21 protein-coding genes are annotated in these 26,350 nt (G+C 72.3%); 16 read left to right on the top strand and 5 right to left on the bottom strand.

Translation table 11 applies throughout. The annotated features are described in order from the left end of the window. Positions 1-157 precede the first annotated feature (157 nt). The 6 genes from ACFYXC_RS03850 to ACFYXC_RS03825 all read left to right on the top strand — a co-directional run bounded on the left by ACFYXC_RS03850 (position 158) and on the right by ACFYXC_RS03825 (position 10,661). A complete protein-coding gene (locus ACFYXC_RS03850) occupies positions 158-1,699 on the top strand; it encodes a leucyl aminopeptidase (protein WP_389546473.1) in 1,542 nt (513 codons plus the stop codon). 305 nt (positions 1,700-2,004) lie between these two features. Then, on the top strand, positions 2,005-3,393 hold the full coding sequence (gene lpdA, locus ACFYXC_RS03845) for a dihydrolipoyl dehydrogenase (protein WP_388925059.1): 1,389 nt from the start codon (positions 2,005-2,007) through the stop codon (positions 3,391-3,393). A gap of 65 nt (positions 3,394-3,458) precedes the next feature. Continuing rightward, on the top strand, positions 3,459-5,297 hold the full coding sequence (gene sucB, locus ACFYXC_RS03840) for a 2-oxoglutarate dehydrogenase, E2 component, dihydrolipoamide succinyltransferase (protein ID WP_389546468.1): 1,839 nt from the start codon (positions 3,459-3,461) through the stop codon (positions 5,295-5,297). Positions 5,298-5,612: 315 nt separating this feature from the next. Then, positions 5,613-6,266, top strand: a complete 654-nt coding sequence (locus ACFYXC_RS03835; protein WP_388925053.1) for a GntR family transcriptional regulator — start codon at positions 5,613-5,615, stop codon at positions 6,264-6,266. A gap of 292 nt (positions 6,267-6,558) precedes the next feature. Beyond that, complete coding sequence (aceE, locus tag ACFYXC_RS03830; protein ID WP_389546465.1) at positions 6,559-9,261, top strand: pyruvate dehydrogenase (acetyl-transferring), homodimeric type; 2,703 nt, start codon at positions 6,559-6,561, stop codon at positions 9,259-9,261. A 413-nt stretch (positions 9,262-9,674) separates the two neighbouring features. After that, complete coding sequence (locus tag ACFYXC_RS03825) at positions 9,675-10,661, top strand: helix-turn-helix transcriptional regulator (RefSeq protein ID WP_389546463.1); 987 nt, start codon at positions 9,675-9,677, stop codon at positions 10,659-10,661. A 16-nt stretch (positions 10,662-10,677) separates the two neighbouring features. Here the strand turns inward: ACFYXC_RS03825 and ACFYXC_RS03820 are convergent, their stop codons facing one another. Continuing rightward, a complete protein-coding gene (locus ACFYXC_RS03820) occupies positions 10,678-11,646 on the bottom strand; it encodes an SDR family oxidoreductase (RefSeq protein WP_389546460.1) in 969 nt (322 codons plus the stop codon). 122 nt (positions 11,647-11,768) lie between these two features. Here ACFYXC_RS03820 and ACFYXC_RS03815 point away from each other — a divergent pair, with 122 nt between their 5' ends. Beyond that, the gene (locus ACFYXC_RS03815) at positions 11,769-12,287 is read left to right on the top strand and encodes a DUF4240 domain-containing protein (protein ID WP_388925149.1); all 519 of its coding nucleotides are present in this window, start codon (positions 11,769-11,771) and stop codon (positions 12,285-12,287) included. A gap of 36 nt (positions 12,288-12,323) precedes the next feature. On the opposite strand, the gene ACFYXC_RS03810 is transcribed toward ACFYXC_RS03815, so the two are convergent. Continuing rightward, the gene (locus tag ACFYXC_RS03810; protein WP_389546457.1) at positions 12,324-13,118 is read right to left on the bottom strand and encodes a peptidoglycan recognition protein; all 795 of its coding nucleotides are present in this window, start codon (positions 13,116-13,118) and stop codon (positions 12,324-12,326) included. A gap of 188 nt (positions 13,119-13,306) precedes the next feature. Here ACFYXC_RS03810 and ACFYXC_RS03805 point away from each other — a divergent pair, with 188 nt between their 5' ends. Both ACFYXC_RS03805 and ACFYXC_RS03800 read left to right on the top strand, forming a co-directional pair. Next, positions 13,307-14,491 carry a MarP family serine protease gene (locus tag ACFYXC_RS03805; RefSeq protein ID WP_389546454.1) on the top strand — a complete coding sequence of 395 codons (1,185 nt, stop codon included), beginning with the start codon at positions 13,307-13,309 and terminating at the stop codon, positions 14,489-14,491. 375 nt (positions 14,492-14,866) lie between these two features. Then, the gene (locus ACFYXC_RS03800; RefSeq protein WP_388925034.1) at positions 14,867-15,526 is read left to right on the top strand and encodes a TetR family transcriptional regulator; all 660 of its coding nucleotides are present in this window, start codon (positions 14,867-14,869) and stop codon (positions 15,524-15,526) included. 28 nt (positions 15,527-15,554) lie between these two features. Here ACFYXC_RS03800 and ACFYXC_RS03795 read toward each other — a convergent pair whose 3' ends face one another. Next, entirely contained in the window at positions 15,555-16,043 is a 489-nt protein-coding gene (locus tag ACFYXC_RS03795; protein ID WP_389546450.1) for a GNAT family N-acetyltransferase, read from the bottom strand. Between the two features lie 93 nt (positions 16,044-16,136). Here ACFYXC_RS03795 and ACFYXC_RS03790 point away from each other — a divergent pair, with 93 nt between their 5' ends. Beyond that, a complete protein-coding gene (locus tag ACFYXC_RS03790) occupies positions 16,137-17,036 on the top strand; it encodes a TIGR01777 family oxidoreductase (protein WP_389546447.1) in 900 nt (299 codons plus the stop codon). A gap of 218 nt (positions 17,037-17,254) precedes the next feature. After that, positions 17,255-18,625 carry an NAD(P)/FAD-dependent oxidoreductase gene (locus tag ACFYXC_RS03785; RefSeq protein ID WP_389546444.1) on the top strand — a complete coding sequence of 457 codons (1,371 nt, stop codon included), beginning with the start codon at positions 17,255-17,257 and terminating at the stop codon, positions 18,623-18,625. Between the two features lie 204 nt (positions 18,626-18,829). Here the strand turns inward: ACFYXC_RS03785 and ACFYXC_RS03780 are convergent, their stop codons facing one another. Further along, positions 18,830-20,308 (bottom strand): regulator, encoded by a 1,479-nt coding sequence (locus ACFYXC_RS03780; protein WP_389546441.1) that lies wholly within the window; start codon positions 20,306-20,308, stop codon positions 18,830-18,832. A 281-nt stretch (positions 20,309-20,589) separates the two neighbouring features. Between ACFYXC_RS03780 and lipB the strand changes: the two genes are divergently transcribed. From lipB to ACFYXC_RS03760, 4 genes are all read left to right on the top strand, one after another. Next, complete coding sequence (gene lipB, locus ACFYXC_RS03775) at positions 20,590-21,378, top strand: lipoyl(octanoyl) transferase LipB (RefSeq protein ID WP_388925013.1); 789 nt, start codon at positions 20,590-20,592, stop codon at positions 21,376-21,378. Positions 21,379-21,687: 309 nt separating this feature from the next. Beyond that, complete coding sequence (lipA, locus tag ACFYXC_RS03770) at positions 21,688-22,653, top strand: lipoyl synthase (protein ID WP_388924702.1); 966 nt, start codon at positions 21,688-21,690, stop codon at positions 22,651-22,653. Between the two features lie 302 nt (positions 22,654-22,955). Continuing rightward, positions 22,956-23,156: a hypothetical protein gene (locus tag ACFYXC_RS03765; protein WP_388924705.1), complete on the top strand. Its 201-nt coding sequence runs from the start codon at positions 22,956-22,958 to the stop codon at positions 23,154-23,156. Between the two features lie 50 nt (positions 23,157-23,206). Further along, entirely contained in the window at positions 23,207-23,905 is a 699-nt protein-coding gene (locus tag ACFYXC_RS03760; protein WP_189776609.1) for a DUF4191 domain-containing protein, read from the top strand. A gap of 205 nt (positions 23,906-24,110) precedes the next feature. Here the strand turns inward: ACFYXC_RS03760 and ACFYXC_RS03755 are convergent, their stop codons facing one another. Continuing rightward, the gene (locus ACFYXC_RS03755) at positions 24,111-24,578 is read right to left on the bottom strand and encodes an RDD family protein (protein ID WP_388924710.1); all 468 of its coding nucleotides are present in this window, start codon (positions 24,576-24,578) and stop codon (positions 24,111-24,113) included. 199 nt (positions 24,579-24,777) lie between these two features. On the opposite strand from ACFYXC_RS03755, the gene glnA reads away from it, so the two are divergent. After that, positions 24,778-26,187 carry a type I glutamate--ammonia ligase gene (gene glnA / locus ACFYXC_RS03750; RefSeq protein WP_388924713.1) on the top strand — a complete coding sequence of 470 codons (1,410 nt, stop codon included), beginning with the start codon at positions 24,778-24,780 and terminating at the stop codon, positions 26,185-26,187. Positions 26,188-26,350 lie beyond the last annotated feature (163 nt).

Genomic DNA, 26,350 nt, shown 5'->3' with positions numbered 1-26,350 from the left:
GGGGGAGTTCGCCGCCCGCCGCCGCCCCTGCCCGTCGCGGCCCGGAGGGGCTGCTTTTCAAGGGCGGCGCGTAGGCTCGTGCCCGGGACTCCGAACGCCCGGGCCGACCTCACCCATGACGGCCACAGCAACTCAATGGAAGCGAGATTTCACCACCGTGACTGCTCTCACTCTCAGCACCGCCGCGGCGCCCGGCCTCCGGGTCGACGCGATCGTCGTCGGTGTCGCCAAGGTCCCCGGATCCACGTCCGGGGCCCTGGTCGTCGCGCCGGGCGCCGAGGCCGTGGACAAGGCGTACGACGGCAAACTCGCCGACGTTCTGGAGACCCTCGGCGCCTCGGGCGGCGAGGGTGAGGTGACGAAGCTGCCGGCGCCGTCCGGCTTCAAGGCGCCGCTCGTGCTCGCGGTCGGTCTCGGCGCCCTGCCCGAGAAGGACGACTCCTTCTCCGCGGAGACCCTGCGCCGCGCGGCCGGCGTGGCCGCCCGCGCGCTGGCGGGCACCAAGAAGGCCGGGTTCGCCCTGCCGGTCACGGACGCCGCCGACGCGGGCGCCGTCGGCGAGGGCGTGCTGCTCGGCGCGTACGCCTTCGACGCGTACAAGGAGATCGCGAAGAACGGCAGCGGCGACAAGAAGGGCAAGGCCCCCCTCGTCGAGGCCACGCTGCTCGGCGGCAAGCCCCGCGACAAGGCGTTCAAGGCGGCGGTCGAGCGCGCCACGGCCGTGTCCGAGGAGCTGAACCGAGCCCGCGACCTCGTCAACACCCCGCCGAACGACCTGAACCCGGAAGCCTTCGCCGCCGTCGCCCAGGCCGCGGCCAAGGAGCACGGCATCAAGGTGCAGGTGCTCGACGAGAAGGCCCTCGCCAAGGGCGGGTACGGCGGCATCCTCGGCGTCGGCGCCGGTTCCGCGTCCGCGCCCCGGCTGGTGAAGCTGTCGTACACGTCCTCCAAGGCGAAGAAGCACCTCGCCTTCGTCGGCAAGGGCATCACCTACGACTCGGGCGGCATCTCGCTCAAGCCCGCCGGGCACAACGAGACGATGAAGTGCGACATGAGCGGCGCCGCCGCCGTGTTCGCCGCGGTCGTCGCCGCCGCCCGCCTCGGCCTCCAGGTCAACGTGACCGGCTGGCTCGCGCTCGCCGAGAACATGCCCTCCGGCTCGGCCACCCGGCCGGGTGACGTGCTGCGCATGTACAGCGGCAAGACCGTCGAGGTCCTCAACACCGACGCCGAGGGCCGGCTCGTCCTCGCCGACGCACTCGCCAAGGCGTCCGAGGAGACGCCCGACGCGATCGTCGACGTGGCGACCCTGACCGGCGCGATGATGCTGGCGCTCGGCAACCGCACGTTCGGGATCATGGCGAACGACGACGCGTTCCGCTCCGCGGTGCACGAGGCCGCCGAGGAGGTCGGCGAGCCCGCCTGGCCGATGCCGCTGCCGGACCACCTGAAGAAGGGGATGGACTCCCCCACGGCCGACATCGCCAACATGGGTGAGCGGTACGGCGGTGGCCTGGTGGCCGGGCTGTTCCTGAAGGAGTTCGTCGGCGAGGGCATCACGTGGGCGCACCTCGACATCGCCGGGCCCGCCTTCAACGAGCAGGGGCCGTTCGGTTACACCCCGAAGGGTGGTACGGGGTCTGCCGTGCGTACGTTGGTTCGGCTGGCCGAGCTGACCGCCTCCGGCGATCTGGGCTGACGCCCGCCCACTGATCGAGCCCGCACCCGTCGTGCGGCGGGTGCGAGCCGCATGTGGCTGGTCGCGCAGTTCCCCGCGCCCCTGACGGAGCGCCCCTGGCGGGGCGCCCTTTTCGGGCGCGGGGACGCCGTGTGATCGATCAGACGTCTCACAGCGCAGCCCGGCGTCCCGCCTTGCGGCGACAAGTGCGAAGATGGGTTCTCGGCAGGACAGGGCCCGCCAGGGCCGAAGAAAGAGCGGCCGGACACCAGCCGCCGCCCGGTCACTGGAGACCGGCGCCGGCGCACATGCATGGAGGACGTGACGTGGCGAACGACGCCAGCACCGTTTTCGACCTAGTGATCCTCGGCGGTGGTAGCGGCGGCTACGCCGCGGCCCTGCGCGGAGCGCAGCTGGGCCTGGACGTCGCCCTGATCGAGAAGAACAAGCTCGGCGGCACCTGCCTGCACAACGGCTGCATCCCCACCAAGGCCCTGCTGCACGCCGGCGAGATCGCCGACCAGGCACGCGAGAGCGAGCAGTTCGGTGTCAAGGCCACCTTCGAGGGCATCGACATCGCCGCCGTCCACAAGTACAAGGACGACGTGATCAGCGGCCTCTACAAGGGCCTGCAGGGCCTCGTGTCCTCGCGCAAGGTGACGTACATCGAGGGTGAGGGCCGGCTGTCGTCCCCCACCTCCGTGGACGTCGGCGGCCGGCGCGTCGAGGGCCGCCACGTGCTCCTCGCGACCGGCTCCGTGCCGAAGTCGCTGCCGGGCCTGGACATCGACGGCAACCGCATCATCTCCTCGGACCACGCGCTGACGCTGGACCGCGTCCCGCAGTCCGCGATCGTGCTGGGCGGCGGTGTCATCGGCGTCGAGTTCGCCTCGGCGTGGAAGTCCTTCGGCACCGACGTCACGGTGATCGAGGGCCTCAAGCACCTCGTCCCGGTCGAGGACGAGAACAGCTCCAAGCTTCTGGAGCGCGCGTTCCGCAAGCGCGGCATCAAGTTCAACCTGGGCACGTTCTTCGAGAAGGCCGAGTACACGCAGGACGGCGTCCGCGTGACCCTCGCCGACGGCAAGACCTTCGAGGCCGAGATCCTGCTGGTCGCCATCGGCCGCGGCCCGGTCTCCGCCGGTCTCGGCTACGAGGAGCAGGGCGTCGCGCTGGACCGCGGTTACGTCCTGGTCGACGAGTACATGCGCACCAACGTGCCGACCATCTCGGCCGTGGGCGACCTGGTCCCGACGCTTCAGCTCGCGCACGTCGGCTTCGCCGAGGGCATCCTGGTGGCGGAGCGTCTGGCCGGTCTCAAGACCGTCCCGATCGACTACGACGGCGTGCCCCGGGTGACGTACTGCCACCCCGAGGTCGCCTCCGTGGGCATCACCGAGGCCAAGGCCAAGGAGATCTACGGTGCGGACAAGGTCGTCGCTCTGAAGTACAACCTCGCGGGCAACGGCAAGAGCAAGATCCTCAAGACCGCGGGCGAGATCAAGCTCGTCCAGGTCAAGGACGGTGCCGTGGTCGGCGTCCACATGGTCGGCGACCGCATGGGCGAGCAGGTGGGCGAGGCCCAGCTGATCTACAACTGGGAGGCGCTGCCCGCCGAGGTGGCGCAGCTCATCCACGCCCACCCGACGCAGAACGAGGCGATGGGCGAGGCCCACCTCGCGCTCGCCGGCAAGCCGCTGCACTCGCACGACTGAGCGACCCTCGGTCACATACGACGCGACGACCAGACTTCCGCAATTCCTAAGGAGCAACCGAAACCATGGCGGTTTCCGTAACCCTTCCGGCGCTCGGCGAGAGCGTCACCGAGGGCACCGTCACCCGCTGGCTGAAGGCCGAGGGTGAGCGCGTAGAGGCCGACGAGCCGCTGCTCGAGGTGTCCACCGACAAGGTCGACACCGAGATCCCCTCCCCTGCCGCCGGTGTGCTCGCCTCCATCAAGGTCGCCGAGGACGAGACCGTCGAGGTCGGCGCCGAACTGGCCGTCATCGACGACGGCTCGGGCGCCTCCGCCGAGTCCGCCCCGGCCGCCGAGCCCGAGCCCGCGCAGGCTCCCGCCGAGGAGTCCGCTCCGGAGCCGGCCCCGCAGACCACCCCGTCCACCGAGACCGACGCTCCGGCGCCGGCCCCGACCGCCGAGGCCGCCTCCGGCGGCGGCAGCGCCGAGGGCACCGACGTGGTGCTCCCGGCCCTGGGCGAGTCGGTCACCGAGGGCACCGTCACCCGGTGGCTCAAGGAGGTCGGCGAGGAGGTCGCGGAGGACGAGCCGCTGCTCGAGGTCTCCACGGACAAGGTCGACACCGAGATCCCGTCGCCCGCCGCCGGCGTGCTGCTGGAGATCGTGGTCGGCGAGGACGAGACCGCCGAGGTCGGCGCCAAGCTGGCCGTCATCGGCGCTCCCGGCGCGGCTCCGGCGACCCCCAAGGCCGAGGCCCCGGCCCCGGCCGAGCAGGCTCCGGCCCCCGCTGCCCCGGCTCCGGCCCCGGCCGCCCCCAAGGCCGAGGCTCCCGCCCCGGCCCCCGCCGCTCCGGCTCCGCAGGCGCCCTCGGCTCCCGCCCCGCAGCAGCAGCGGACCCCGGCACCCGAGCCGGCCCCGGCCGCGCCGGCACCCGCCCCCGTCACCCCGGCCGCACCGGCTGCCCCGGCGCCCGCCGCGACCTCCGGTGACGACGGCGCGTACGTGACCCCGCTGGTGCGCAAGCTCGCCGCCGAGAACAGCGTCGACCTGTCCACCGTCAAGGGCACCGGCGTCGGCGGCCGTATCCGCAAGCAGGACGTCATCGCCGCCGCCGAGGCCGCGAAGGCCGCCGCCCCGGCTCCGGCCGCGGCCGCGGCCGCGCCGAGCACCGCCAAGAAGGCACCGGCCCTGGAGGCTTCCCCGCTCCGCGGCCAGACCGTGAAGATGCCCCGCATCCGCAAGGTCATCGGCGACAACATGGTGAAGGCCCTGCACGAGCAGGCCCAGCTGTCCTCGGTCGTCGAGGTCGACGTCACCCGGCTGATGAAGCTGCGCGGGAGGGCGAAGGACTCCTTCGCGGCCCGCGAGGGCGTCAAGCTCTCCCCGATGCCGTTCTTCGTGAAGGCGGCGGCCCAGGCGCTGAAGGCCCACCCGGCCGTCAACGCCCGGATCAACGTCGAAGAGGGCACGATCACCTACTTCGACACCGAGAACATCGGTATCGCGGTGGACTCCGAGAAGGGCCTGATGACCCCGGTCATCAAGCACGCGGGCGACCTCAACATCGCCGGTATCGCCAAGGCCACCGCCGAGCTGGCGGGCAAGGTCCGGGCGAACAAGATCACCCCGGACGAGCTGTCCGGCGCGACCTTCACCATCTCCAACACCGGCTCGCGCGGCGCGCTCTTCGACACGATCATCGTGCCGCCGAACCAGGTCGCGATCCTGGGCATCGGTGCCACGGTCAAGCGGCCGGCCGTCATCGAGACGGAGGAGGGTACGGTCATCGGCGTCCGCGACATGACGTACCTGACGCTCTCCTACGACCACCGTCTGGTGGACGGCGCGGACGCCGCCCGTTACCTGACGGCGGTCAAGGCGATCCTGGAGGCGGGCGAGTTCGAGGTCGAGCTCGGCCTGTAGGCTCCGCCTCGCCGCACGAAGAGGTGCCCCTGCCCGGCTTGCCGGGCGGGGGCACCTTTGCGTTGTCCGGCCGTCACGTCGTCGTCCGCGGGCCGGTGGGGGCCGTTCGCGCAGTTCCCCGCGTCCCTGAAGGGGCGCCCCTTCAGGGACGCGGGGAACTGCGCAATCTTTTAGGGGCGCGGGGAACTGCGCGACAAGCCCCCACCGGCCCGCAGCCGCCACTCCAGGTCAAGCCCCTCCCCTGGACGCGCCCCGCCCACCCCCGGAGGGAGCGCGCGGCCTTATTGTCTAAAGGTCAATACGAAGGAGCCATTCATGACCGCGCCCGTCGTCCACTCGCTCCGCGAGCAGATCCGCGAGCACATCGTGGAGGGGATCGTCAGCGGGCGCTGGAAACCGGGCGAGCGGATCGTGGAGCGCCGGATCGCCACGGAGCTGGAGGTCAGCCAGACCCCCGTACGGGAGGCGCTGCGCGAGCTGGAGTCCCTCCGGCTGATCGAGTCGGCCCCGAACAAGGGCGTCCGCGTACGGAACCTGACCGCCGCGGACCTGGAGGAGAGCTACCCCGTCCGGGCCGGCCTGGAGGCCATCGCGGCCGAGCTGGCCGCCGAGCGCCTCGCGGCGGACTGCTCGGCCCTGGAGCCGCACGTCCTCGCCCTGTACGAGGCCGACCGCAGGGCGGACGGCACGGGCCAGGTCCGCCACACGGTGGCCTTCCACCGCGAACTCGTACGCGCCGCCGGCAACTCCGTGCTGCTGCACACCTGGGAGGGCTTGGGCATCGAGGTCTTCACGGCCCTGTCGATCCGCTGGCTGGGCACGGTCCAGCAGTCGTACGCGGAGGAGCACGAGGCCCTGGTGGAGGCGTTCCGGCGGCGGGACCCGCTCATCGCGGAACTGGTGAAGGCGCATGTGCTGGGCTGCGCTCCGAGGACGGGCAGCGAGCCGGGCAGCGAGCCCGCTCCCTGACACCGAACAGGTGGGCGCCGCCCCGCTCAGAAGTACCGGCGCGAGACGTCGAAGACCCGTCTCACCTGCGACGACGCGGCACCCCGTGCCTGTGGCGAAGGCACGCCGTGCCTACTTTCTCGTGATCAAGAGGTTTTGCCTTGAACCCTTTGATCGATCATCGATCAGGGAGTTATTGTCATCGGCGGGCTTCCACACGAGCCCGCCGCCCTGTCCTGCCAAAGACCAAGGGCAACCCCCGTAGAACCCCTTGCCGACGAGGGAACCCCCTCCGCATCCGGAAGGCGGCGCAATGACCGACCCCACCGCAATCCAGCCGAGCGAGCTCGACCAGCTCCCGGACCGCGACCCCGAGGAGACCGCCGAATGGCGGGCCTCCCTCGACGCCGTCACCCGGGCGGCCGGGCCGCACCGTGCCGCGTACCTGATGCGCCGCACCCTGGAGCGCGCCGAGGGCAACGGTCTCGCGCTGCCCAAGCTGCTGGAGACGGACTACGTCAACACCATCCCGACCGCCGCCGAGCCCACCGTGGACGGCGACGAGGCGCTGGAGCGCCGGATCACCGCGTGGAACCGCTGGAACGCGGCCGCGATGGTCACCCGGGGCGCGAAACACGGCGTCGGCGGCCACATCGCCACCTTCGCCTCCGCGGCCTGGCTCTACGAGACGGGCTTCAACCACTTCTTCAAGGGCAAGGAAGCCGACGGATCGGGCGACCAGCTCTACATCCAGGGCCACGCCTCCCCCGGCATCTACGCCCGCGCCTTCCTCGACGGCCGCCTGAACGAGACGCACCTCGACAACTTCCGCCAGGAGGCGGGCGGCAACGGCCTCCCGTCGTACCCGCACCCGCGCCGGCTGCCCTGGCTGTGGGAGTTCCCGACGGTGTCGATGGGCCTCGGCCCGCTCTCCGCGATCTACCAGGCCCGCTTCAACCGCTACCTCACCAACCGCGCCATCAAGGACGTCTCGGCGTCCCACGTGTGGGCGTTCCTCGGTGACGGCGAGATGGACGAGCCCGAGTCGACGGCGGCACTCGCCCTGGCCGCCCGCGAGGGCCTCGACAACCTGACCTTCGTCATCAACTGCAACCTGCAGCGCCTCGACGGTCCGGTCCGCGCGAACTTCAAGATCGTGCAGGAGCTGGAGGCGCAGTTCCGCGGCGCCGGCTGGAACGTGATCAAGTCGCTGTGGGGCAACGCCTGGGACGAGCTGTTCCGGCTCGACACCACGGGCGCGCTCGTCCGCCGCCTCCGTGAGGTCCCGGACGCGCAGGTGCAGACGTACCAGACCCGTGACGCCGCCTACATCCGCCAGGACTTCTTCGGCGCCGACCCGGCGCTCGTCGAGCTGGCGAAGCTGCTGAGCGACGACAAGATCCTGGAGTGCTTCCACCTGTCCCGCGGCGGGCACGAGGCGCGCAAGGTGTACGCCGCGTACAAGGCCGCCGTCGAGCACAGGGGCGCTCCGACGGTCATCCTGGCCCAGACGGTCAAGGGTCACACCCTGGGTACGGGCTTCGCGTCGAAGAACGCCAACCACCAGATGAAGAAGCTGTCGACGGACGAGTTCAAGCAGATGCGCGACCTGCTGGAACTGCCGATCAAGGACAGTGACTTCGTCGACGGCGTGGTCCCTTACGGCCACCCGGGCGCCGACTCCCCCGAGGTCCGCTACCTCCAGGAGCGCCGCGCGGCCCTCGGCGGTCCGGCCCCGGCCCGCCGTACGCACCCGCTGGCGCCCCTGCCCGCCCCCGCCGACAAGGCGTTCGCGGCCTTCGACAAGGGCTCCGGCTCGCAGAACGTCGCGACGACCATGGCCTTCGTACGCCTGGTCAAGGACCTGGTCCGCGACAAGACGTCCGGGAAGCGCTGGGTGCCGATCGTCCCCGACGAGGCGCGCACCTTCGGCATGGAGAGCCTCTTCCCGTCCCTCGGGATCTACTCGCCCAAGGGCCAGACGTACGAGCCGGTCGACCGTGACCAGCTGATGTACTACAAGGAGGCCAAGGACGGCCAGATCCTCAACGAGGGGATCACCGAGGCCGGTTCCATGGCGGACTTCATCGCCGCGTCCACCGCGTACAGCACGCACGGCGAAGCGATGATCCCGTTCTACATCTTCTACTCGATGTTCGGCTGGCAGCGCACGGCCGACCAGATGTGGCAGCTCGCCGACCAGCTCGGGCGCGGCTTCCTCGTCGGCGCCACGGCGGGCCGTACGACGCTGACGGGCGAGGGCCTGCAGCACGCGGACGGGCACTCGCCGGTCATCGCGGCGACGAATCCGGCCGCGCTGAGTTACGACCCGGCGTTCGCGTACGAGGTCGCCACGATCGTCAAGGACGGTCTGCGGCGGATGTACGGCGAGCCGGCGCCGGGCGAGGACCCGAACGTCTTCTACTACCTCACCGTCTACAACGAGCCGATTCCGCAGCCCGCGAAGCCGGCGGGGCTCGGTGTCGACGAGGGCATCGTCAAGGGGCTGTACCGCTTCAACACGGCGGAGTCGGCGGGCCTGTCGCCCGTCGCCAACGCCGCGCGGATCCAGCTGCTCGGCTCCGGTACGGCGATCCACTGGGCCCTGGAGGCGCAGAAGCTGCTCGCCGGGGAGTGGGGTGTGGCGGCGGACGTCTGGTCCGCCACGTCCTGGACGGAGCTGCGGCGGGACGCGCTGGAGGCGGACGCGGCGCTGCTGCGGGGCGAGGAGCGGGTGCCGTTCCTCCGGCAGGCGCTGCAGGGGGCCGAGGGGCCCGTGCTCGCCGTCTCCGACTACATGCGGCAGGTGCCCGACCAGATCGCGCAGTGGGTGGAGCAGGACTGGTCGTCGCTCGGTGCGGACGGGTTCGGTCTGTCCGACACCCGGGTCGCGGCTCGCCGGCACTTCGGTGTCGACGCGCAGTCGATCGTCGTCGCGGCGCTCGCGCAGCTTGCGCGGCGGGGTGAGGTGCCGGCCTCCGCCGTGAAGGAAGCCCGCGAAAGGTACGGCCTGTAGGTCCTACAGGGCTCCGCCCCGGCCGACCCACACCTGCGGGCCGGCCGGGTCCCGCTCGCGCAGTTCCCCGCGCCCCTTGGAAGACCGGCTGTCGACTGCGGGCCGAACGTGGCCGATCGCGCCGTTCCCCGCGCCCCTGAAAGACCGGCCGTCGACTGCGGGCCGTGCGTGACTGGGCGCGCAGTTCCTCGCGCCCCTGAAAAGCAGGGCTGCGCCCCGGCTTTTCGCCCTTAGGGGCGCGGGGAACTGCGCGAACGGCCACGACGGCGCCGCAGCCCACCACATGCCCGCAGTCCCCGCCCCTCAGGGGCGCGGGGAACTGCGCGAACGGCCACGACGGCGCCGCAGCCCACCACGCACCCGCGCCCACCCCACCCCGCCCACCCGGCGGAGCCACCGGCATCATGGGAGGCATGCGCGCTGCCCGGCTCATCAAGATGGTGCTGCTTCTGCAGACCCGGCCCTCCATGACCGCCGCCGAGCTGGCCCGTGAGCTGGAGGTCTCCGAGCGGACGATCACGCGGGACGCGCAGGCCCTGTCGGAGGCCGGCGTCCCGGTGTACGCGGACCGCGGCCGCACCGGCGGATACCGTCTCGTCGGCGGCTACCGGACCCGGCTGACGGGACTCGCCCGGAGCGAGGCCGAGGCCCTGTTCCTGTCCGGCGTACCGGGCGCGCTGCGCGAGATGGGCCTGGAGGACGCCGCCTCGGCCGCCCGCCTGAAGGTGTCCGCCGCCCTGCTGCCGTCCCTCAAGGACGCCTCCCGCAGCGCGGCCCAGCGCTTCCACCTGGACGCCCCCGCCTGGTTCGCCGAGCCGCAGACCCCCGTACTGCTGCCGGCGGTCGCGGAGGCGGTCTGGGACGACCGCCGGATCACCGCGCGCTACCGCCGCGGGGAGACCGACGTGGAGCGCGAACTGGAGCCGTACGGGCTCGTCCTGAAGGCGGGCGTCTGGTACGTGTGCGCCCGCGTGACCGGCCCCGGCTCCTTCCGGGTCTACCGCCTCGACCGGTTCACCTCCGTCGAGGCGGCGGCGGACGACGGGCGCTTCGAGCGCGACGAGACCTTCGACCTGCCGGCCTTCTGGGCGGAGCAGGCCGAACTGTTCGCGCGCTCGCTCCTGCGGGCCACGGTCGTGGTGCGGCTCACCGAGGCGGGCGCGCGGCGGCTGAAGCACACCGTCGACCCGCTCTCGGCACAGGAGGCCCTGGCCGAGGCGGGCCCGCCCGACGACCGGGGCCGCGTCACCCTCACGCTGCCGGTCGAGTCGTACGACGTCGCGTACACCCAGTTCCTCTCCCTCGGCCCGGAGGCGGAGATCCTGGAACCGGCCGAGCTAAGGAAACGTTTCTCCGAAGCGGCGGCCCGGACCGCCGCGTACTACGGCGACCCGGGCTGACCGGCCTGGTCAGGGGCTACCGGTAGCCCGTCACGTCCGCGGGCTTGCCCTGTGACTCCACCTCCAGCAGGTAGCGCCAGGCGTCGGGCGCGGAACCGTCGACGTCCGTGAAGCCGTACTCCTGCGCGAGACCGCCACTGGAGAGCGACCGCCCGTTCCAGCGGGCCACCCCGGGGTCGGCGGCGAGCGCGACCAGGGCCCGCCCGATGTACGTGGGCGACTCGGAGATCGCGAAGTGCGGTGCCTGCTCGCAGGCGTCCCGCCAGTTCTCCTCGGTGACCTCGAACGCGGTGTCGAGCATCGCCTCCGAGCGCAGCCAGCCCGGGGTGATGCAGACCGCCGTGCAGCCGTACTCCTTCAGTTCCTCCCCGAGGTCGTACGCCATCCGGATCGGGACCGTCTTCGCGAGGTCGTAGAACAGCGGTTTGCGGTAGCGCCGGTTGTACTCCTCGGTGCCGTCGGTCACCTCGACCAGCAGACCGCCGGGACGGCGGACGAGGAGCGGCAGCGCGCAGTGGCTCGTGACGAGGTGCGACTCGATGCCGAGGCGCATGATCCGCAGCCCCTTGTCGAGGTCCATCTCCCACATGTCTGGCTGCTTCTCGACCGTGAAGTCCAGGTGGACGTCACCGCCCCAGACGTCGTTGACGAGGATGTCGAGACGGCCCTGCTCCCGGTCGACGCGGTCGACGAGCGCGCGCACCTGCTCCGGTTCGAGGTGGTCCGTCGGTACGGCGATCCCCCGGCCCGCGGCGCCGGCGGCCGCGTCGACCAGCTCGGCCGTCCCCTCGATCGTCTCGGTGCTCCGGCCGACCTCGCTGACGTGGTCCCGGGTGGTGCGTCCGGTCACGTACACCGTGGCCCCCGCCCGTCCCAGCTCGACCGCCATGGCCCGTCCGGCGCCGCGCGTGGCACCCGCGACCAGGGCGATCCTCCCGTCGAGCGGTCCCGTTTTCCCCTGTGCTGCTTCCTGTGCTCTCTCCATGGACCGAGCATCCCGCGGAAAGACGACACCTCCTGTCGGACTTTCCGCGGGCATGTGCGCGCATAACGATCTGTCCGTCCCCGGGTGCGCGGGCCGGGTACAGGCCCGATGCTTGTCCCGTGATGGACGAGACGGAGTTCTGGGAGCTGGTGGACGCGACCCGCGAGGCCGCCGAGGGGGACCCCGAGGAGCAGGCCGACCTGCTCGTCGAACGGCTGCTGCGGCTGGACCCCGAGATGGTCCTCGACTTCGCCCGTCACTTCGAGGCCCGCTACAACCGCGCCTACACCTGGGACCTGTGGGGCGCCGCCTGGATCCTGCTCGACGGGGCGAGCGACGACGCCTTCGACTTCTTCCGCTGCTGGCTGATCGGCCAGGGCCGGGAGACGTACGAGGGCGCCGTGCACGATCCGGACAAGCTGGCCGATCTGCTGACGGACTTCGACGACGAGGTAGACGGGGACGCGGAGGAGCTGGGGTACGCGGCGGACGAGGCGTACGAGCAGCTCACCGGCACGGTCGCCCCCGACCTGGGGATCCCGGCGGCCTCTCCCGAGCCGCTGGGCACCCCGCTCGACCTGGAGAACCAGTCGCTGCTGGCGGAACGCTTCCCGCGGCTGTGGGACCGTTTCGCGGACTGACCCGACCTGAGCGGACTTCCCGGCCGCCGACGGCCGTCAACGGCGGCCCTGGAGGCGGGCCGCTTGGTGTCTGATCCCGGGCAGCCGGGCCATGAGGGCGGCCCCCGGGCACGCGGTCCAGTAGCCGTCGGTGTGGCCGGAGACGGCCGTGAACGTGCCGCGGGTGCCCGCCGGGTACCTGCTGAGGCTGTTGGTGGACACGAGCCGTACGGGGGCGCGCGGGTCGATGCCCGAGAGCCCCAGCTTCCAGGCGGCGACGGCGGCGATGGCGTCGGTCATCGCCCTGGGGACGGCCACGCCCGCGGTGAAGGTGCCGAGCGCGGCGATGCCCGTGGTCCCGACGTTGAAGCCCTGCGTGTGGGCGCCGACGACGGGCCGGTCCGGGCCGCCCGCCCGGCCCTCGTAGACGGTGCCGCAGCGGTCGACGAGGAAGTTGTAGCCGATGTCGTCCCAGTGCCGGACGCCGGCCTGGCCCGTGTACAGGGACTGGATGATGCGCGGGGCGTCGGCGCAGTCGTAGTCGTTCGGTGAGTCGGTGTGGTGCACGAAGACGGCGGACACGCGGTCGGCGTACCGGGTGGGCGCCTGGGTGACGGACGCGTCGCCCAGCCAGCGTTCCCTGGGGACGACGGGCGGCCTGGGGGCGGTGTGCCCGACCGTGGCCCGGGCCGCGGCGGAGGGCCCGGGGCCGCCCGCCGTCCGGTCGATCCCCACGCCGCACAGCACCAGCCCGGCGACGGCCGCGAGACCGGGGACGCAGGTGAGCGCGACCCGCAGACGGCGGGGTATGCGGGTCAGGAACGGCGGACGCGCGGGCCGGTGGGCGCACATGGGACCCACTCTCCGGGACAGCCGGGGTGCCCGCGATGTGTGGTGTGCCACCCGGTGGAACCAACGCCCCGGTCCGGGACGTTTCTACAGGTCCACGCACGTGTGCCGAACAGCCGGTTCCACGCGCGCGTACCTGATCACCGGGCCCGCCCGGCGCGTATTGAGGGGCCCAAGAGAAAGGTTGCCCCGTGGACCTGCTCGACATCCTGCTGCTGCTCTTCATCGTCGTGTACGCGGCGTCCGGCTACCGGCGCGGACTGGTGGCGGGCTGTGTCTCGTTGGCCGGCTTCGTCGGCGGTGCCGTCATCGGCGTGTGGGTGCTGCCCTGGGTGATGGACCTGGTGGAGTCGGGGACCACGGCGGCGACGGTCACGGCGGTGCTCACGGTGCTGCTGCCCGCCGCGGTGGGCCACGAGCTGGCGGGGCGGCTGGCGCTGAAGCTGCGCCGCGAGCTGGACCAGGGCCCCCTGCGGGTGGCCGACGGAGTGGGCGGCGCCGCGGCGAACACGGTCGCCGTGCTGCTCGTGGCGTGGGTGGCCGCGAGCGTCCTCGGCGCGTCCGCCTCGCCCGTCGTCACCAAGTCCATCCGTGACTCGGCGCTGCTCGGCGCGGTGCAGGACACGATGCCGGAGACGACCCCGGGCTGGTTCTCGCACGCCACCTCGGCGCTCACGGAGGCCGGCTTCCCGCAGGTCTTCAACCCCTTCGAGAACGAGCCGACGGCCGAGGTCGCCGAGCCGTCCGGAGACAGCGTCACCCCGGCCGCCACGCGGGCCGCGCAGCGCTCCACGGTGAAGGTCGAGGGTGCCGTGGGCACCCAGGGCCGTGAGGGCAGCGGGTTCGTGTACGCGGCCGAGCGCGTGATGACCAACGCGCATGTGGTGGCGGGCATCGACGACCCGACCGTGCGGGTGGGCGGCACGGGCCGGGCGTACGAGGCGAAGGTCGTCCTCTTCGACCCGGACAAGGACGTGGCGGTGCTCGACGTGCCGGGGCTGAAGGCCCCGGTGCTGCCCTTCGACACGAGTGCGAAGCGCGGCGACGCGGCCGTGGTCGCGGGCTACCCGCAGGACGGCGGGCTCGACCTCCAGGCGGCGACGGTCGCGAGCAGGATCAACGCCAAGGGCCAGGACATCTACGGCTCCGGCCTGGTCACCCGCGAGATCTACTCGGTCCGCTCCACGGTCCGTCCCGGCAACTCGGGCGGGCCCCTGCTGACCACCGACGGCAAGGTCTTCGGCGTCGTCTTCGCCCGCTCCACGAGCGACGCGGAGACGGGTTACGTACTGACCGCCGACGAGGTCGCGACCGACGCGGCACGAGCGACGAGGACTTCCTCACCGGTGGACACGGGCGCCCTCGTCTCCTCCTGACCGCCAACCGGTCCACCGCCCACCTGACCGGCACGCCCCGCCCAGCACGACGGGGCTCCCGCCCGCCCGGCACGACCCGCCTTGCACGGCGGGACACCGCCCGCCCAGGCACGGCGGGACACCACCCGCCCGTCCGACCGGCGGCGGCCCGTCCGACCTGGCGCGACCCGTCCGACCGGCACGACGCGACACCGCCCGACCGCCCGGCACGTCCCTCCCGGCACAGCGGGCACCCGCCCGTCCGGGCCACGGCGGAACACCGCCCGTCCGCCCGGCACGGCCCGTCCGGCACGGCGGGGCGCCCGCCCGTTCGGCCGGCGGGTGTGGCGGTCGGGTGGGGCGGGGCCCGGGGGCCTTGGACGTACGCTTTCTTGGGTGAGTACGAAGCCGTCCGCAGCGACCAGGACACCGTCGCTGACCGAGCGCCGCAAGGCGGCGACCCAGTTCGACATCGCCCTCGCCGCCGCCGAGCTCTTCACCGAGCGCGGCCCGGACGGCACCACGGCCGAGGAGATCGCCGTGCGCGCGGGCGTCGCGCTGCGCACCTTCTACCGCTACTTCCGCAACAAGCAGGACGCCGTCGGCCCGCTGCTCGCGGTCGGCGGCGACCACTGGCGCGAGCGGCTGGCGAGGGCGGAGCCCGGCACCGCGCTGCGTGTGGCGCTGGAGTCGGCCGTCACCGAGTCCCTGACCGTCCCGCACGAGGCCAAGGCGGAGGGCATGCGCTGGACGCGGGGTCTGCTGCGGGCCGCCGGCCAGGATCCGGCGCTGCGCGCGGTCTGGTACCGGGTGAACCGGGAGTCCGAGGACAAGCTCGTGCCCGTCGTGGCGCGGCTGGCCGGGCAGGGCGCCGACCCGCTGGAGGTCCGGCTGGCCGCCGCGGCCGCCACGGACGCGATCCGGGTCGCCCTGGAGACCTGGGCCGAGTCCGACGCCGGCCTGGAGGGCCCCGGTTCTCCCGCGCAGCTCGCCGTGCGCTGCCTGCGCGAACTGACGGGCGGCATGCGGCTCCTGGGGGAACCGCAGACCTCCTAGCCCCCTGCGCAACGCCCGCGTCGCACGCTCAGAGCCTGCGTCCCATGAGGACGTCGTCCACGTACGTGCCGTCCAGGCAGAACTCCTCCGGCTGGACCCCCTCAACCACGAAGCCCTCCGACTCGTACAGCTTGCGGGCGGGTGTGTTGTGGCCGAGGACGCGCAGGGTGATCCGGAGTGCGCCCTGGCGGCGGGCCTCCGCGACGGCGGCGCGGATCAGCGCACGGCCCACACCCTCGCCGCGGGCCTCCCCGGCGACGGCGAGGCCCTGGATCTGCCGTACGTGCGCGTTGGAGGCGAGCGGGGTGGGGAATCCGATCCGTACGTAGCCGACGACGCGCCCGCCCAGTTCGGCCACCAGATGGTCGCGGGGCCCGAAGCGCTCGGTGAAGAACGGCTCGTACGGCGGCTGCTCCGGGGGCCTGACCGCGTGCCGGTAGGACCACACCGCGCGGTCGAGACGGCCCAGCGTCTCCTCGTCGTCGGGCACTGCGGGGCGTATGTACGGCTCGGACATGAGGTCACTCTAGATCCGGCGCACCGGACCCCGCCCCCGGCCGCGAGCGCCCTCGGCGCGCTGCTCCCGCAAGGACTGACGCAGGATGGAGTCATGGAAGCTTCGCGAATCGCCGTGGCCGGCGCGTCCGGCCTCATCGGTACGGCTCTGGTGCGCTCACTGACCGCGGACGGGCACGAGGTGGTGCGCCTGGTGCGCCGTACACCCCGGGCGGACGACGAGGTGGAGTGGGACCCCGGACGGCAGTACGTCGACGCGGCGGGGCTCGCCGGCTGTGACGCCGTGGTGAACCTGGCGGGAGCCGGCATCGGCGACCGCCGCTGGAGCGACGAGTACAAGCGGACGATCCGGGACAGCCGGGTCCTCGGCACCGCCACGCTCGCGGAGGCCGTCGCGACCCTGGACCGGCCGCCGCGGGTCTTCCTCAACGGCAGCGCCCTGGGCTTCTACGGGGACACCGGCGAGCGGGCCGTGGACGAGGACTCACCCCCCGGGGACGGGTTCCTGCCTTCGGTGTGCGCGGAGTGGGAGGAGGCGGCGGCTCCCGCGCAGGAGGCCGGCGTACGGACCGTCTTCGCGCGGACCGGACTGGTGGTGGCCGCGAAGGGCGGCGCCTGGGGGCGGCTCTTCCCGCTGTTCAAGGCGGGACTCGGCGGCCGGATGGGCGACGGACGGCAGTACTGGAGCTACATCGCGCTGCACGACCACGTGGCCGCGCTGCGGCACCTGCTCGATTCCGGGTCACTGTCCGGGCCCTTCAACCTGACGGCCCCGGAACCGCTCACCAACCGCGAGATCACGGCGGCCATGGGGCGCGTCCTGCACCGGCCCACCCTCTTCGCGGTGCCCGCGCCCGTGCTGCGGGCCGTGCTCGGCGAGATGGCGCAGGAGGTGCTGGGCAGCCAGCGCGTGCTGCCCAGCCGGCTGCTGGAGTCGGGCTTCGCCTTCGCGTTCCCCGGCATCGAGGACGCGGTCCGGGCGGCCGGGGCGTAGGCGCCGGCGCCGCTCCCCTCCCTGGCCGGGCAGGTGGCCCGGGCATACGCCCCGGGCCGGCCGCCCCGACCGCATGCGACCGGCGTGCGACCGTGCCCGGTCCGCGCGCGACTTCCCCCGACCGGCCCCGGCCCTACCCTCGGCCCGAACTCGGTTGTTCCGGAAGCCCGTTGGGGGCATGACGTCCCCAACAGTCGCGCGACCTCGAGGAGGGGCACGTGCATGAGCCCGCGTATCAGGCGGATGTCGTCGTGGTGGGGGCCGGGGTCGCGGGACTCGCGGCCGCCCACCGGCTGAACAGCGCAGGTGTGACGGCCGTCGTCCTGGAGACCGCCCCGCACGTGGGTGGCCGTATGACGACCGAGAAGGTCGACGGCTTCCGTCTCGACCGGATCGGCCGGCTCCTCTTCACGTCGTATCCCGAACTGCGGCTGACCCCCGGGCTGGACGCCCTCACCCTGCGCCCGTTCGCCCCCGGGGTCCTCGTCCACGCCGAGGGGCGGGTGCACCGGGCGGGTGAGCCCGCGAGCGCCGGGGGCACAAGGGGCGCACTCGATGCGGCACGCGCCTTCATGAGCCCCCCTCGACGGGCCCGGCCGTGGGCCACGCCCGTCGCCCCGCCCGTGTCACGGGCGTTTCCCCCGCTCGGGGGCGCACTCGACCAGGCCCGGCTGGCCGCGGCCCTCGGCCGGATCGCGACGGTGCCCGTGGAGCGGCTGCTGGCCCGGGCCGAGCGGCCCGCCGGGCGGGCGCTCGCGGCTCGCGGCATGCCGGCCCGTACGGTCGAGGGCTTCCTGCGGCCTCTCCTGGCGGCGCTGCTCTGCGACCCGGAGCTCACGACGTCCAGCCGGTGCGCCGACCTCGCGCTCCGGGCCTTCGCCACGGGGCGGCTGTGCGTCCCCGAGGGCGGCGCGGACACCCTGCCGGAGCTGCTCGCGGGTGCGCTGCCACCGGGGACGGTCCGTACCGGGGTGCGGGTCACCTCCGTGTCGACCACGTCCGTGACGACGGCCGAACACGGTGAACTGCGGTGCCGGGCCGTCCTGGTGGCGACGGGGGCCCGCGCCGCCGCCGGGCTGCTGCCGGGCCTGCGGCTGCCGCCGTGCCATCCGGTGACGGTGGTGCACCACACGGCGGACGAGCCGCCGCTGACGGAGGCGGCGCTGCTCCTGGACGCGGACCGGCGGGGCCCGGTGGCCCACACCGCGGTCATCAGCCAGGTCGACCCGTCCCGCGCCCCCGCGGGCCGCGCTCTGATCTCCTCGACGATCCTGGGCGCACCGCCCGCGGACACGGACCGGGCGGTACGCGCGCAGCTGGCCGTCCTCTACGGCACCGCCACGCACCGCTGGGAGCTGCTCGCGGTCCACCACACGCCCGACGCCGTCCCGGCGATGGTGCCACCGCACGACCTGCGGCGCCCGGTCCGGCTGCTGGCGGGCCTGTACGTGTGCGGCGACCACCGGGACACCAGCACGGTTCAGGGCGCCCTGCACTCGGGCCACCGGGCGGCCACGGCCCTCCTGACGGACCTCGGCCTCACCGCACCGCCCAGGGCGACCCCGTTACCGACCCCCACGGCCGCGTAACCCCCGGGAACCGGGGTGGAGGTCCCGACGCGGGGCAGGACCTCCACCCCCTCACACCCCGGCGAACAACGTCTTTCTTCACGCGAAACCGCGCCCGCTCCTTCCAGGGCAGGGGCCCGCGACCGCGCCCCTCAGGGGCGCGGGGAACTGCGCGACAAGCCACGACGGCGCCGCACCCGAACGCGAGACCTCCTCGCCCGGCGCTCAGCCGAGTGCCGCGACCCTGTCGCGATACCCCCGCACCGGCGCCGCGTCCCGATACGGCTCCAGCCGCCGCTCGAAGTCGCGCACATACTCCAGCGCCCGCACCGACCGCATCTCCGCCGCCTGCGCCGCCGCCTCCGCCCCCAGCTGGCACGCCTGGTCGAGCTCGCCGAGACCGAGCCGGGCCGAGGCGAGGACGACCCGGCAGAACAGCCGGCTGCGCGCGTACCCGGGCGCACGCAGCTGCAGCGAGCGCTCGGCGTGCTGCGCGGCCGCCCGGTACTGCTGCAGATCCCGGTGGCAGTGCCCGAACTCGTCCGCGAGCTGCGCCTCGTCGAAGAACCGCGCCCAGTACGGGACCTCGTCCCCCGGCCGGGCGGTCTCCAGGGACCGCTCGGCCCGCACCAGCGAGGCCGTGGCCGCGCGCACCTCGCCGAGCACCCCGTGGCCGCGTGCCTCGACGGCGTACAGCAGCGCCTGGACGACGGGCGGCGCGGAGGACCCCACCCCCTGCTGGGCGACCCGGGCCAGCTGCACCGCCTCCCGGCCGTGCCCGAGGTAGACGGCCTGCCGGCTCATCGTCACGAGCACGTAGGAGCCGTACGCCCGGTCGGCCGCCGCCTGCGACAGCCGCAGCGCCTGCACGAAGTACCGCTGCGCCAGTCCGTGCGCGGCGATGTCGTACGAGGTCCAGCCGGCGAGCCGGGTCAGGTCGGACGCCGCGGCGAACAGGCGGCGCCCCGTCTGCTCGCCGTACGTGCCGCGCAGCATCGGTTCCAGCTCGTGTTCCAGGTACCGCACGAGGGCCTGCCGGGCATGCCCTCCGCCGTACGTGTTGTCGAGCGTGCGGAAGAGTTCGCCGACCGAGCGCAGGGCGGCGATGTCGCCCGCAGTCACCCGCTGTCCGGGACCGCGCTCGGCGGCCGCGCGCTGTCTGGACGGCTGCCTCCCCTGCTCGGGCACGGCAGGGAGCCGTACGGGGGCCGGACGGCCCTGTACGGGGATGCGCGCGGTACCGGGGTCGCCGCGGCCCACCCGGTCGTCGGCCCGGCCGATCAGCCAGTCCCGGCTGGGCACGACGAGCCCGGCCGGGGTGAACGCGATCTTGCGCAGCTCGGCGTGGCTTCCCGAGTCCTTGCGCCACAGCCCGCCGACGATGTCGACGGCCTCCTCGGGTGTGGCGGCGAACTCGAGGCCCGCGTACACGGGCGCGCAGGCGTCGAGTCCGAGGTCCTGTGCGCTGAGCCGGCGGCCGAGGCGGCGGGTGAACACCTCGGCGATCAGGGCGGGGGTGGTGCCCCGTGGCTGCTGCCCACGCAGCCAGCGGGTCACTGATGTCTTGTCGTATCTCAGATCGAGACCGTGTTCGAGGCCGAGCTGGTCCACTCGTCGGGCGAGCCCCGCGTTGGAGAACCCCGCTTCTGCGATAAGTGCGGCGAGCTGACGGTTGGGGGTGCGCTGCGCGGGTCGTTCCGTCATCTGCGGTGCGAACTCCTGCCTTCCGGGCTGGGGGCCTGTACGGGCAGGCCCGGGCGAGGGTCGGCCGCCATGCGATGAGCAGCCCTGATTAGCCTCGTGAACGGCGCGAATGTAGCGGTCCGTAAGCACCCGATCGCACACTTCGACGCGCATTCATCCGATCGTGTGAGGATTGCCCCCAGGGCTGACGCACGCCGGGCGGACGTACAGTTGCTTGGGGCAGTTATGAGCCTTACCAGGGCCCGTCATGGCCTTACATCTCTTGCAGGGAGGCGCTTGCCGTGAGTGAGCTGCGGTTCGTCCGCATGGGTTTCGGTGCGGAAGCCGTCGAGTACCAGCAAGCCTGGGACGAGCAGCGCCGCGTCCACACGGCCCGCTTCCAGGACGAGATCCCCGACACCTGTCTGCTCCTCGAACACCCTCCGGTCTACACGGCCGGCCGGCGCACGGCGGACAGTGAGCGGCCCCTCGACGGCACGCCCGTCGTGGACGTGGACCGGGGCGGGAAGATCACCTGGCACGGTCCGGGGCAGCTGGTCGGCTACCCGATCCAGAAGCTCCCGCGCCCGGTGGACGTCGTCGCCCATCTGCGGCGGCTGGAGGACGCGATGATCCGCGTCTGCGCGGAGTTCGGCGTGGAGACCAGCCGGGTGGAGGGGCGGGCCGGCGTCTGGGTCCTCGGCGACCCGGTGGACCGGCGGCCGTCCCTCGGCGGGCTGTCCCTCGACTTCGACCCCCGGCTGGCCGACGAGGAGTTCGACCCGCGGCTGAACGGGCCCGAGTACGCGCCCTCCAACGCCGGGCAGCGGCGCGAGGACCGCAAGATCTGTGCCATGGGGATCCGGGTGGCCAAGGGCGTGACGATGCACGGGTTCGCGCTGAACGTGAACCCGGACACGTCGAGCTTCGACAAGATCATCCCTTGTGGGATCCGGGACGCGGGGGTCACGTCGCTCGCGCACGAGCTGGGGCGTGACGTCACGATCGCGGAGGTGCTGCCCGTGGCCGAGCGGCACTTGGCGGACGTCCTCGGCAACGCGGAACTCCGGCCGCGGGCCGTCGCCGTGTAGGAACGTTTTCCGCCCCCGCCGCCCCTTCCCGTCCCGACCCTGGGGGCTGCGCCCCCAGACCCCCTGTCGCGCTGCGCGCTCGTCCTCAAACGCCGGACGGGCTGGATCTTCCAGCCCGTCCGGCGTTTGAGGACCGGGGGTTCGGGGGCTAACCCCCGAGTCAGTGACGGGAATGGGTAGGGGCGGCTGGGGCGAAAGAAGACCCCCGGGAATGCACCCCCGTTCCCGAAGGTTGCCCACCTCGGGGGCCGAGAACCGCACGGGCGTACCCTGGTGTACGCCGAAGAATCGAAGCTACAGGGAGCCGATGTGTCCGCAGTCGCACCCGACGGACGCAAGATGCTGCGCCTGGAGGTCCGGAACGCCCAGACCCCCATCGAGCGCAAGCCCGAGTGGATCAAGACCCGGGCGAAAATGGGCCCCGAGTACACGAAGATGCAGAACCTCGTGAAGAGCGAGGGCCTGCACACGGTCTGCCAGGAGGCGGGCTGTCCCAACATCTACGAGTGCTGGGAGGACCGCGAGGCCACGTTCCTCATCGGCGGCGACCAGTGCACGAGGCGTTGCGACTTCTGCCAGATCGACACCGGCAAGCCCGAGGCGCTGGACCGCGACGAGCCCCGCCGCGTGGGCGAGTCCGTGGTCACCATGGACCTGAACTACGCGACGATCACCGGCGTCGCCCGCGACGACCTGGCGGACGGCGGCGCCTGGCTGTACGCGGAGACGGTCCGCCAGATCCACCGGCAGACCGCGGACCGCGCCGAGGGCCGGACCAAGGTCGAGCTGCTGGCCCCGGACTTCAACGCCGAGCCGGCCCAGCTCGCCGAGGTCTTCTCCTCCCGCCCGGAGGTCTTCGCGCACAACGTGGAGACGGTCCCCCGCATCTTCAAGCGCATCCGCCCGGGCTTCCGCTACGAGCGCTCGCTGAAGGTCATCACGGAGGCCCGCGACTACGGTCTGGTCACGAAGTCGAACCTGATCCTCGGCATGGGCGAGACCCGCGAAGAGGTCAGCGAGGCCCTGCGCCAGCTCCACGAGGCGGGCTGCGAGCTGGTCACCATCACGCAGTACCTGCGCCCGTCCGTACGCCACCACCCCGTGGAGCGCTGGGTGAAGCCGCACGAGTTCGTGGAGCTGAAGGACGAGGCCGAGCAGATCGGCTTCTCCGGGGTCATGTCGGGCCCGCTGGTCCGCTCCTCGTACCGGGCCGGACGCCTGTACCAGATGGCCGTGGAGAAGCGCGGTTCGTACGTCGCCTCGCAGGCCGTCTGACACGGTCGCCGGGCGCGCACCGGGTGCCCCTCGCCGCCGTTCCGGTTGGCACTCGGTGCCGCCCCGGCGTGTGAACCTCCGCACAAGAAGCTACTGACGGGTAATGGCCGGTACGACACGGTCCCGACCGTCCTCGCAGATGAGGGCCATCTCGGGGCCGTGTCGGGGTTTCGGCCCTGCACAGCAAGGCTTCACCGGCGTTTGACCGGTCGGTCACGCCCTGGTAACACCATTCAGTGACCCTGGTTCTACACCCCGTAGACCCCTAGCCAGAGCCGCCGTCCCGAGGGGGGACTCCCATCATGCAGGCCGCGCCCGTACGCGCCACAGCGATTCCGTCGTTCACCGATGCACTCCGTGCCGTCGAGTCCCTGCTGCTGAGCAGTGGCCAGCGCACCGCCCGGCGCAACGCCTGGACCTCCGTCCTGGAGGACCGCCGCCGCGCCAAGGACCGGGTCGAGGCGCAGCGCGTCCTGGAGCAGTCCTTCCTCGCACACCACTGAGCCCGGCACCGCCGTCGTCGCCGCTTCCCCCGACCCGTAGACTTCTGAGCATGGCGAGGAAGGAACCCGCAGCGGACGCTGCGAACCCCGGGCGGCTCAAGCAGATCGCCCTGACTTACAAGATGACCCGCAAGGCCGACAAAAAGATCGGTCTTGTACTCGCGGCTGTCGGAATCGTCACCCTTGGTGTCTTCCTCGCGATCGGCTTCTGGATCGGTCACCCGATCTATCTCGGCATTCTCGGCCTCCTGCTCGCCTTCCTCGCGTCGGCGATCGTCTTCGGGCGCCGGGCCGAGCGGGCGGCCTTCGGGCAGATGGAGGGCCAGCCGGGCGCGGCGGCGGCGGTGCTCGACAACGTCGGGCGCGGCTGGACGACGACCCCGGCCGTGGCGATGAACCGCAGCCAGGACGTGGTCCACCGGGCCGTCGGCAAGGCCGGCATCGTGCTGGTGGCCGAGGGCAACCCGAACCGGGTGAAGAGCCTGCTGGCCGCCGAGAAGAAGAAGATGGCCCGCATCGTCGCGGACGTGCCGGTGCACGACATCCTCGTCGGCACGGGTGAGGGCCAGGTCGAGCTGAAGAAGCTCCGCACGACGATGGTGAAGCTCCCGAGGGTGCTGACCGGCCCGCAGGTCACCGCGACCAACGACCGGCTGCGCGCCCTCGGCGACCTGATGAGCAACATGCCGCTCCCGAAGGGCCCGATGCCCAAGGGCATGCGGATGCCGCGCGGCGGAAAGATGCGCTGACGCCGCCCCCGGGCTGAACTGGAACGGGGCGTCCCGGAATCACCGACGGTTCCGGGGCGCCCCGTCCTCATGTCCGCACCCGCCCCCGTGCCCGCACCCGCCCTTACGTCAGAACCCGACGCCCGGCACCCGAACGGCCCTGCTCCCGGTGCCCCACGCCCGCGCGCGGGTATACGGCGGCGGCGGTCTGCGGTCGGCGGACCGGTCAGATCCTGACCTCGGCCGTGCGGGCCAGGCGGTCGTGCAGCCCGCGTCCGTCGCGGTCCCAGATCAGGGCCGGCAGGGCGAGGCACAGCAGGACCGTACGCAGCAGGGCGCGCAGGGGGTTGACCGTGCCGGTGTCCAGGGCGAGGACCCGCAGGCCGAACAGCCGCTTGCCCGGGGTGAAGCCGATCGTGCCGACGGTCAGGACGCTCACGACGAAGAAGATGAGCAGGGCCCAGTTCCCGGTCGCCTGGCCGTAGCCGTCGGTGATCAGGCCGTATGCGATCAAGGTGCACAGGCCCCAGTCGACGACGAGGGCGCCCAGGCGCCTGCCGGGGCGCGCGATCGAGCCGGGGCCCGACTCGGGCAGGCCCAGCTGTTCCCCGCGGTATCCGAAGTCGGCACCGGCGTCCTCCGCGGCCGCGCGGGGTCCGGAGAGCCACGATCCGATTGCTTGCCTGTTGTCCACCCGTCCACGGTACTGCGGCCGTTTTGGCATGCGGACGGTCGGGGTACACCGGACCTCGTCCGGTTAACTTGGGCGAAACAAATGGGTCACGCTGGAGAAATCACCCGTCCTTAAGGTCGGGCTCAGCGTGTGCCACCGCACTGGCTGCACGAACGAACTACCACCCCGGTCCGAAGTGGGCGGGAGTAGGAGGAGCTGGATGTTCCAGAACGCCGACGAGGCCAAGAAGTTCATCGCGGACGAGGACGTCAAGTTCGTCGACGTCCGCTTCTGCGACCTTCCGGGGGTGATGCAGCACTTCACGATCCCGGCGGAGTCCTTCGACCCGGCCGAGGAGCTGGCGTTCGACGGGTCCTCGATCCGCGGCTTCCAGGCCATCCACGAGTCCGACATGGCGCTCCGCGCCGACCTGTCCACCGCGCGCGTCGACCCCTTCCGCCGCGACAAGACGGTCAACATCAACTTCTTCATCCACGACCCGATCACGGGCGAGCAGTACTCCCGCGACCCGCGCAACGTGGCCAAGAAGGCCGAGGCGTACCTCGCGTCGACCGGTATCGCCGACACCGCGTTCTTCGGCCCCGAGGCCGAGTTCTACGTGTTCGACAGCGTGCGCTTCGACACGAAGTCGAACGAGGCGTTCTACCACATCGACTCCGAGGCCGGCGCCTGGAACACCGGCGCCGTCGAGGACAACCGCGGTTACAAGGTCCGCTACAAGGGCGGGTACTTCCCGACCCCGCCGGTCGACCACTTCGCCGACCTGCGGGCCGAGATCTCCCTGGAGCTGGCCAAGTCCGGTCTCCAGGTCGAGCGCCAGCACCACGAGGTGGGCACCGCCGGCCAGGCCGAGATCAACTACAAGTTCAACACGCTGCTCGCCGCGGCCGACGACCTCCAGCTCTTCAAGTACATCGTGAAGAACGTGGCCTGGCGGAACGGCAAGACCGCGACCTTCATGCCGAAGCCGATCTTCGGTGACAACGGCTCGGGCATGCACATCCACTCGTCACTCTGGGCCAACGGCGACCCGCTGTTCTACGACGAGGCCGGTTACGCGGGCCTGTCGGACACCGCCCGCTTCTACATCGGCGGCATCCTCAAGCACGCCCCGTCGCTGCTGGCCTTCACCAACCCGACGGTGAACTCCTACCACCGCCTGGTCCCCGGCTTCGAGGCCCCGGTCAACCTGGTGTACTCGCAGCGCAACCGCTCCGCGGCCATGCGTATCCCGATCACCGGGTCGAACCCGAAGGCCAAGCGTGTCGAGTTCCGCGCGCCCGACTCCTCCGGCAACCCGTACCTCGCCTTCTCGGCGCTGCTGCTGGCGGGCCTCGACGGCATCAAGAACAAGATCGAGCCGGCCGAGCCGATCGACAAGGACCTCTACGAGCTGGCTCCCGAGGAGCACGCGGGCGTCGCGCAGGTCCCGACCTCGCTCCCGGCCGTCCTCGACCGCCTGGAGGCCGACCACGAGTTCCTCCTCGCGGGCGACGTGTTCACGTCCGACCTGATCGAGACGTGGATCGACTACAAGCGCACGAACGAGATCGCGCCGCTGCAGCTGCGTCCGCACCCGCACGAGTTCGAGCTCTACTACGACGTGTGATGTCGCCCCGGGTCAGAGCGGCTGGTGCGCTCTCCTGGGCCGTCTGTGGGGCCGTGGGGGGGGGGCCCCCCCCCCCCCCCGGGGCCGGCGCGCCCCCCCCCGCCCCCCCCCGGGGGTGGTGGGGTGGGGGGGGGGCCGCGGGACAACCCCCCCCCCGGGGGGC

The organism is Streptomyces sp. NPDC002701 (genome assembly GCF_042889045.1).
GTDB lineage: Bacteria > Actinomycetota > Actinomycetes > Streptomycetales > Streptomycetaceae > Streptomyces.
The sequence above is the reverse complement of the archived record's forward strand: the minus strand, read 5'-3'. Positions and strand labels throughout refer to the sequence as shown.

Coding starts and splice junctions, on each gene's coding strand:
- sucB (WP_389546468.1), top strand. CDS start 3,459: ATGGCGGTTTCCGTAACCCTTCCGGCGCTCGGCGAGAGCGTCACCGAG.
- ACFYXC_RS03835 (WP_388925053.1), top strand. CDS start 5,613: ATGACCGCGCCCGTCGTCCACTCGCTCCGCGAGCAGATCCGCGAGCAC.
- aceE (WP_389546465.1), top strand. CDS start 6,559: ATGACCGACCCCACCGCAATCCAGCCGAGCGAGCTCGACCAGCTCCCG.
- ACFYXC_RS03825 (WP_389546463.1), top strand. CDS start 9,675: ATGCGCGCTGCCCGGCTCATCAAGATGGTGCTGCTTCTGCAGACCCGG.
- ACFYXC_RS03820 (WP_389546460.1), bottom strand. CDS start 11,646: ATGGAGAGAGCACAGGAAGCAGCACAGGGGAAAACGGGACCGCTCGAC.
- ACFYXC_RS03815 (WP_388925149.1), top strand. CDS start 11,769: ATGGACGAGACGGAGTTCTGGGAGCTGGTGGACGCGACCCGCGAGGCC.
- ACFYXC_RS03810 (WP_389546457.1), bottom strand. CDS start 13,118: ATGTGCGCCCACCGGCCCGCGCGTCCGCCGTTCCTGACCCGCATACCC.
- ACFYXC_RS03795 (WP_389546450.1), bottom strand. CDS start 16,043: ATGTCCGAGCCGTACATACGCCCCGCAGTGCCCGACGACGAGGAGACG.
- ACFYXC_RS03790 (WP_389546447.1), top strand. CDS start 16,137: ATGGAAGCTTCGCGAATCGCCGTGGCCGGCGCGTCCGGCCTCATCGGT.
- ACFYXC_RS03780 (WP_389546441.1), bottom strand. CDS start 20,308: ATGACGGAACGACCCGCGCAGCGCACCCCCAACCGTCAGCTCGCCGCA.
- ACFYXC_RS03765 (WP_388924705.1), top strand. CDS start 22,956: ATGCAGGCCGCGCCCGTACGCGCCACAGCGATTCCGTCGTTCACCGAT.
- ACFYXC_RS03760 (WP_189776609.1), top strand. CDS start 23,207: ATGGCGAGGAAGGAACCCGCAGCGGACGCTGCGAACCCCGGGCGGCTC.
- glnA (WP_388924713.1), top strand. CDS start 24,778: ATGTTCCAGAACGCCGACGAGGCCAAGAAGTTCATCGCGGACGAGGAC.